At 69.5% G+C, this 6,477-nt stretch carries 6 protein-coding genes and 1 tRNA gene; 4 read left to right on the forward strand and 3 right to left on the reverse strand.

The window, feature by feature from the left end; genetic code table 11:
• Positions 1 to 79: 79 nt before the first annotated feature.
• The 3 genes from ABD140_RS39510 to ABD140_RS39520 form a co-directional block, all read right to left on the reverse strand.
• Complete coding sequence (locus tag ABD140_RS39510) at positions 80 to 832, reverse strand: hypothetical protein (protein WP_344248135.1); 753 nt, start codon at positions 830 to 832, stop codon at positions 80 to 82.
• Positions 833 to 1,267: 435 nt separating this feature from the next.
• Positions 1,268 to 1,341 (reverse strand) — tRNA-Gly (locus ABD140_RS39515).
• An 8-nt stretch (positions 1,342 to 1,349) separates the two neighbouring features.
• Positions 1,350 to 2,333 carry an AraC family transcriptional regulator gene (locus ABD140_RS39520; protein ID WP_344248137.1) on the reverse strand — a complete coding sequence of 328 codons (984 nt, stop codon included), beginning with the start codon at positions 2,331 to 2,333 and terminating at the stop codon, positions 1,350 to 1,352.
• A gap of 115 nt (positions 2,334 to 2,448) precedes the next feature.
• Here ABD140_RS39520 and ABD140_RS39525 point away from each other — a divergent pair, with 115 nt between their 5' ends.
• The 4 genes from ABD140_RS39525 to ABD140_RS39540 form a co-directional block, all read left to right on the forward strand.
• Positions 2,449 to 2,922 carry an anthrone oxygenase family protein gene (locus tag ABD140_RS39525; protein WP_344248139.1) on the forward strand — a complete coding sequence of 158 codons (474 nt, stop codon included), beginning with the start codon at positions 2,449 to 2,451 and terminating at the stop codon, positions 2,920 to 2,922.
• A gap of 77 nt (positions 2,923 to 2,999) precedes the next feature.
• Positions 3,000 to 4,190 carry an acyl-CoA dehydrogenase family protein gene (locus tag ABD140_RS39530; protein ID WP_344248141.1) on the forward strand — a complete coding sequence of 397 codons (1,191 nt, stop codon included), beginning with the start codon at positions 3,000 to 3,002 and terminating at the stop codon, positions 4,188 to 4,190.
• A complete protein-coding gene (locus ABD140_RS39535) occupies positions 4,187 to 5,257 on the forward strand; it encodes an acyl-CoA dehydrogenase family protein (protein ID WP_344248143.1) in 1,071 nt (356 codons plus the stop codon). The genes ABD140_RS39530 and ABD140_RS39535 overlap by 4 nt, the downstream gene beginning before the upstream one ends.
• Before the next feature lie 159 nt (positions 5,258 to 5,416).
• Positions 5,417 to 6,477: hypothetical protein (locus ABD140_RS39540; RefSeq protein WP_344248145.1), on the forward strand; the 1,061-nt coding region annotated here is incomplete at its 3' end.

Consider the following 6,477-nt stretch of genomic DNA (forward strand, 5'->3'; position numbering starts at 1 on the left):
TCGAGCCAAAATTAAACACCTTCCGGACAATCCCATTGTAGTGGGACCACTGTCCGGAACCTTCGGGGCGCTTCAATGTTCAGAACATCAATAAGGCTACATCGATCAAGCTTGTACGTCCATTTATTAACGTAGAACGTTTCAGATACCACGTAGTATCGATTGGCACCGGCGTGTTTGGCCAATTGAGAGGTGTTGTAGGTATGGACCGACTCCTGAAGCCCACGTTCAGCACGTCCGATGCGGTCTCAGTCCCGAGTTCGGAAGGGAACAGGGGGAAGGGCTGAGGTGCGGGCCTGCTGGGGTGCATGGCGGGTGATCGAAGCGACCGATGGTCGATGGGGTGGTCGCGTTGCACTTGAGCGTCGTCCGCGTCGAACGTGTCGGTGGCCTCGGCGAGTTCATCGAGGTCGAGTACCCGGGTCCTGTTCGCTGAGTTCGAGGGCGGTGCGGTGGTCGCGTGTTTGTGTTGTTCGCGGGAGAGTTCGGAGGCGCGGTCCCAGCCGGCCCGTAGCGCCAGGGTCCGGACGATCTCGCGGGCTGAGTCTTCGGTCAGTCCTCCGAACGCCGATCGATCGGCCGCATCGAGAAGGGTCTGTTCCATCTCGGTGACCCAGCTGGTGACGAGGTCATTGTCGAATCTCTCCACCTCGAGTCGCTCCATGTGCCGCTTGACGAAGACGACTGCCCGTGGCAGCGGTCCGTGTTGCCGGGCGGCGCTGATTCCCATCAACGCCACGTCGTTGAGGCCATAGTTGGTGACCGTGGCGCCCAGCACCATGGCGTGCAACTCGGGCCGCCAGCGCCGGTCGGCCAGACGCCGTTGCGGCACTACGACGTAGCACCCGTGTACTTGTACGCGACCGGCTGTAATGTGCGTAGGCGTGCCAGCCGAGCTGGCTCCGGGCGGGGATGCGCGTAGGCATCGGCGGCGTCGCGGGGATGCAGCACCGCATTACGCTGACGGGTGAGCTTTGGTGGCAATCCCACTGCCGTCTCCGGCGCATCCAACACGTCTTCACCTCTGGAGAGATCCTGAGGCCCACTGTGATGATGGACGTAGGCCAAGGCCCTGCGTTCGTCATAGTGATTTGAGCGGGTCGTGGGGCGTCGACGGAGTAAACAGGGGTGCCAGGCGATGCCGGTCAAGACCGGGTTCGCATGCGAGCTGCCAGCGCGTAGCGACGATTCCCAGTGACATTTGGGTGACAAAAGATCTTGAGCCGTGATCCACTCGAGTGGATCACGGCTCTGACCTGCGGAAACGTGGAGCGGATGACGGGAATCGAACCCGCGTAGCTAGTTTGGAAGACTAGGGCTCTACCATTGAGCTACATCCGCGTGGGGCGTTACGTCCCGACGGTAGCGTACAGGGTTTCGGGGGTTGTGCGCGAAACGGGGGTCAGGCGGGCGCGGTGTTGGGCCGGGGTGAGGCCGCGGGTGCGTTTGAAGGCGGTGCTCAGGGCGTAGGGGGTGGCGTAGCCGACGCGTTGGGCGATGGTCTCCAGGGTGAGGGACGGGTCCTGGAGGAGGTCGGCGGCGAGGCTGAGGCGCCAGCGGGTGAGGTGGGCCATGGGGGGCTCGCCGACGAGGGCCGTGAAGTGGCGGGCGAGGGTCGAGCGGGAGACGCCGAGTCTGCGGGCCAGCAGGTCCAGGGTCCAGGGGTGGGACGGGTTGTGGTGGAGCAGGCGCAGGACCTGGCCGATCAGGGGGTCTGACTGGGCCTGGTACCAGGCGGGCGGGTGCGCTTCGGGGCGGGTGAGCCAGGTGCGCAGGAGCGTGATGGTCAGCAGGTCCAGGAGGCGGTCGAGGACGGCGGCCTGGCCGGGGGAGTCGCGGGTCATCTCCTCGGCCAGCAGGGAGACCAGCGGGGCGCGGGCCGGGTCGGACGGCAGGTGCAGCAGCGGGGGCAGGGCGTTCAGGAGGTCCTGGGCGGTCTCTGTGGCGGTCTCGTAGGTGCCGGTGAGCATGACGGTCTGGCCGTCGGGGGCGTTGCCCCAGGTGCGGACGCCCTGCGCCATCGACTCCACCAGGTCGTCGCCGTCCAGGGAGGTGCAGATCTGGCCGGGGTTGATGAGGATCTGCGGCGGGGTGTCGGGGGAGTCGGCGACGGTGTAGGGGCGGGGGCCGCGGGCCAGGGCGACCTCGCCGGGCTTCACCAGCACCGGGGGGCCGGTCTCAGGAACGATCCAGGCGTGGCCGCGGGCGACGACCGCGAGCGTCAGCGGGGCGCGGTCCTGGATGCGCATGGACCACGGCGGGTTCATGACGGAGCGCAGGAGGAAGGCGCCGCGGGCGCGGGGTCCGTCCAGGAGGGCGGCGAGAGCGTCCATGGCACGAAGGTAGCGCGGGACGGATGCGTATGCGTATGCGCTTTTCGGGCATGGAAGGGGCGATCTCCGTGCGATGGGATGAAGGTGTTGAACACCGAGTCCTGAGGAGAACCCCTTGAACCGTACGCTGCTGCTCGTCTCCGCGATCGGCGCCGGAGTGAGCGGGGGAGTCTTCTTCGCCTTCTCCACGTTCGTCATGCGGGGGCTGGGAGACATTCCGGCGGCGCAAGGTGCCGCCGCCATGCAGGCGATCAACCGTGCCGCACCCAACCCGCTCTTCATGCTCGCCTTGTTCGGTACGGCGGTGACGGGCGTCATCGTGGGCGTCATAGGGCTGCGTGACATGTCGGCCTTGGGCGCCGTCTACGCCGTCGTCGGGGCCGGCCTCTACCTCATTCCCGTCGTCCTGACGGTCGTCTACCACGTTCCCTACAACAACCAGCTCGAAGCGCTGGACGCCGCCGCTCCCGCCTCCGCCGACTTCTGGACGACGTACCTGTCGCGTTGGACGGCGTTCAACCACCTCCGCTGCCTGGGCGCGCTCGGTGCGGCGGTGTCCTTCGCGCTCGCTTACCGAAGCGCCAAGTGAATCCCGCGGGGGTCTGGAGGAACCGGGGCCGTTGGGGTTGAATAAGAAACCGAATCCGATTCGGTTGAGGAGCCCGGATGGCTGATATCGAGACGTACGCCGAACAGGCGAAAGCATGGTTGGCGGAGACGCCCATCCCCGAGAACACCGGCACCGACGTGTCCCGCTCGTTCATGGCCGTGCTCTACGACGCGGGGTACTCCGGGATCTCCTGGCCCGCCGAGTACGGGGGACAGGGGCTGAGCACCGCGGAGGAGCGCGCCTTCCAGCAGGCCGCACGCGGGAAGGCCCTGCCGACGGGGGTGTTCGGCATCGGCCTCGGCATGTGCGGACCGACGCTGCTGTCACTGGGCACCGAGGAGCAGAAGAAGCGCTACATCAAGCCGCTGCTGCGCGGCGAGGAGATCTGGTGCCAGCTGTTCTCCGAGCCCGGCGCGGGCTCGGACATCGCCTCCCTGCAGACCCGCGCGGTCCTCGACGGCGACTCCTGGGTCCTCAACGGGCAGAAGGTGTGGACGACCGTCGCCCAGCACGCCGACTACGGCCTCATCATCGCCCGCACCGACGTGGACCTGCCCAAGCACAAGGGCATCACCATGTTCGTCGTCGACATGCACGCCCCGGGCGTGACGGTCCGCCCGCTGCGTGACATGACGGGGATCGCGCACTTCAACGAGGTCTTCTTCGACGACGTGCACATCCCGCAGGACCAGGTCGTCGGCGGCGTCAACAACGGCTGGAACGCCGCCATCACGACTCTCCTGCACGAGCGCCTGTCGATCGGCATGGGCAGCGCCGCGCCCGACCGCCCCACGTCGTACAAGAGCATCGCGGCCCGCGCGCAGAAGCGCGGCCTCACCGAGGATCCGGCCGTCCGCGAGAAGCTGGTCGACCTCTATATCCAGGAACGCGCGCTGGAACTCTTCAACGCGCGCCTCGCCCAGGAGGTCAAGGCCGGCGTCAATCCGGGTTCGCGCGGCTCTGTCACCAAGCTTCTGCTGGCCGAACTGACCCTCGACAGCGCCGAGGCGGCCGCCGAGATCTTCGGCGAGGGCGTCGCCGCCCACTCCGAGGACGACGAGCTGGCGCGTTACGCCGCGGCCCTGGCCTGGGCGCCGGGCATGGCGCTCGGCGGCGGTACCAACGAGATCGTCCGTAACGCGATCGGCGAGCGGGTCCTGGGACTGCCCCGCGAACCGCAGGTCGACCGCGACGTCCCCTTCCGTGAACTCAAGGTCGGCACGCAGAAGAAGGAGGCGGGCGCGTGAGACTGATCCTTACCACCGAGCAGCAGGAGCTGGCCGGCGCCGTCCGGTCCTTCCTCGCCGCCGCCGCGCCGACCGCACGGGTCCGCGAGGTCGCCGAAGGCGAGGAGTCCTACGACCGCAAGACGTGGGAGCGGCTCGCCGGAGAGCTGGGCGTCACCGGTCTGGCCATCCCCGAGGAGTACGGGGGAGCGGGCGCCGGACGGGCCGAGGTCGCCGTCGTCCTGGAGGAACTGGGCGCCGCGCTCACCCCCGTGCCGTACTTCGCGTCGTCCGTCCTGGCCGCGGAGGCGCTGCTCGCGCTGGACGACGAGGCCGCCAAGCGCGAATACCTTCCGGGCATCGCGGCGGGCACGACTGTCGCCACCCTCGCCTTCGCCGAAGGCGTCACGGCCTCCGCCGACCACACCCTCGAAGGACGTGCCGAGCGCGTCCTCCACGGTGCGGACGCCGACCTTCTCCTGGTCGTGGCGAGCCTGGACGGCAAGCCCGCCGTGTTCGCGGTCCGGGGCGAGGCCGTCCAGCGCACGCCGCTGGAGGTCCTGGACCTGACCCGTCCCCAGGCGACGGTGGAGTTCTCCGCCACTCCGGCACGTCTGGTGGGCCCGGCGGACGCCTCGCAGGCGCTCGCCCGCACCCTCGACGTCGCGGGCGCGGTGCTCGCCTCCGAGCAGCTGGGCGGGCTGCGCCGCTGCCTGGACACGATCGTCGAGTACACGAAACTGCGCGTCCAGTTCGGCCGGTTCGTTGGCTCCTTCCAGGGGGTGAAGCACCGGCTCGCCGACCTGCACTGCCTCCTGGAGCAGGCCGAATCGGTGGCCAGGCACGCCGCGTGGGCGGCCGACGAGGCGCCGGAGGAGCTGCCGGTGGCCGCCGCGCTCGCCCAGGCCTACACCGGCCCCGCCTATTTCCGGGTGGCCAAGGAGCACCTGCTCCTGCACGGCGGGATCGGCTTCACCTGGGAGCACGACGCGCACTTCTCCTACAAGCGCGCCAAGAGCAGCGAGCTGCTGCTGGGCCCGCGGCGCAGGCACCGCGCGCTGCTCGCCGAACGGCTCGGCCTGGGCTGACCGCGGAGGCGCCCTCCGCTCCCGACCCGGGAGACGGTCACCCCCGGTTCTTGAGCGGAGGGCACAAAAACCGCCGGAAAGACCATGGCGTCGCTGCCTGCTATGGGACATGTCCTCCATGTAACGATGTGGTTCCCTTCGACCCACCCCGGAGGAACCATGCAGCCCGTGCTCCTGGCGTGCGCCGCCCATCTCGTCTACCTCACCGGTTTCACGATCTTCAAGGCGACCGGCACGTCGCTGCCCCCGCTCACCCCCCGCCGGCCCTTCCACACCGCCGGGCGGCTGATGACCAGCGGCCCGTGGCTGGTCGGCCTGCTGACCGTGCTGAGCGGCACCGTCGTCGCCGCGGCCGCGGTGAACACCGCACCCGTCTCGATCATGCTGGCGACCTACCTCTTCGGCCTGCTCCTGCTGCTCGCGGTGGGCAGGACCGGCTTCAAGGAGCGGCTGAACCGCCGGGAGAGCCTGGCGCTGGGGCTGCTGACCGCGGCCCTCGCCATGGTCGCGGTACCCACCCTCTACGGGTACGGCGACCTCCCTCCGCGCAGCGGGGCCGGGCTGCCCGACCCCTCGCCCTGGATGCTCGCCGCGGCGGTGACCCCCTCGCTCCTCTTCCCCATCTGGTTGTTCTGCGTCAGGGAGCGCAAGGTGGAGGGCCGGCACGCCAGGAGGCTGACGGGCGTCGCGTACGGGATCGGGGCGGGCGTGCTGCTGGGCACCGCCGAGACGATGGGCGTGGCGATGATCCCCTACGTCACCGAGGCGCCGCGCGAGCTGCTGCTCACGCCCTACCCGGTGCTGTTCCTGGTGGCCGGGGCGCTCGGCCTGGGGCTGCTGCACATCGGACTGCAGGAGCGCCGCATGATCCCGGTCTGCGCGGTGATGAACATCGTCGGCAAGATCCAGCTGGTGTGCGGCGCGGCGCTGCTCTTCGGTGAGCCCTGGCCGTCTGAGCCGCTGTGGCTCGCGGTGGAACTGGCCGGCGTCTTCCTGGCGTTCTACGCCGTCCTGCTCTTCCCCCGCTACGAGCGGGTCACCCGCCGCGCGCCCGTCCGGCGTCCCGCGCGTCCCGCGCCCGCCGCGCCGTCCGTCCCGGCCTTGTCGGCCGAAGTGCCCGAGCCGCCCGCTCCCGTGCGCGCTCCGCTGCCTCCCGGCCGCCGCCTGCCGCCGCAGCCGCCCCGGCAGCCGCACCGGACGGCGCCCCCCCGCCGCCCCCC

It is taken from the genome of Actinocorallia libanotica (assembly GCF_039525175.1).
Taxonomy (GTDB): Bacteria; Actinomycetota; Actinomycetes; order Streptosporangiales; family Streptosporangiaceae; genus Actinocorallia; species Actinocorallia libanotica.

Excerpts from the sequence above, each read along its gene's own strand:
- ABD140_RS39520 (WP_344248137.1), bottom strand. The coding sequence starts at position 2,333 with ATGGACGCTCTCGCCGCCCTCCTGGACGGACCCCGCGCCCGCGGCGCC.
- ABD140_RS39530 (WP_344248141.1), top strand. The coding sequence starts at position 3,000 with ATGGCTGATATCGAGACGTACGCCGAACAGGCGAAAGCATGGTTGGCG.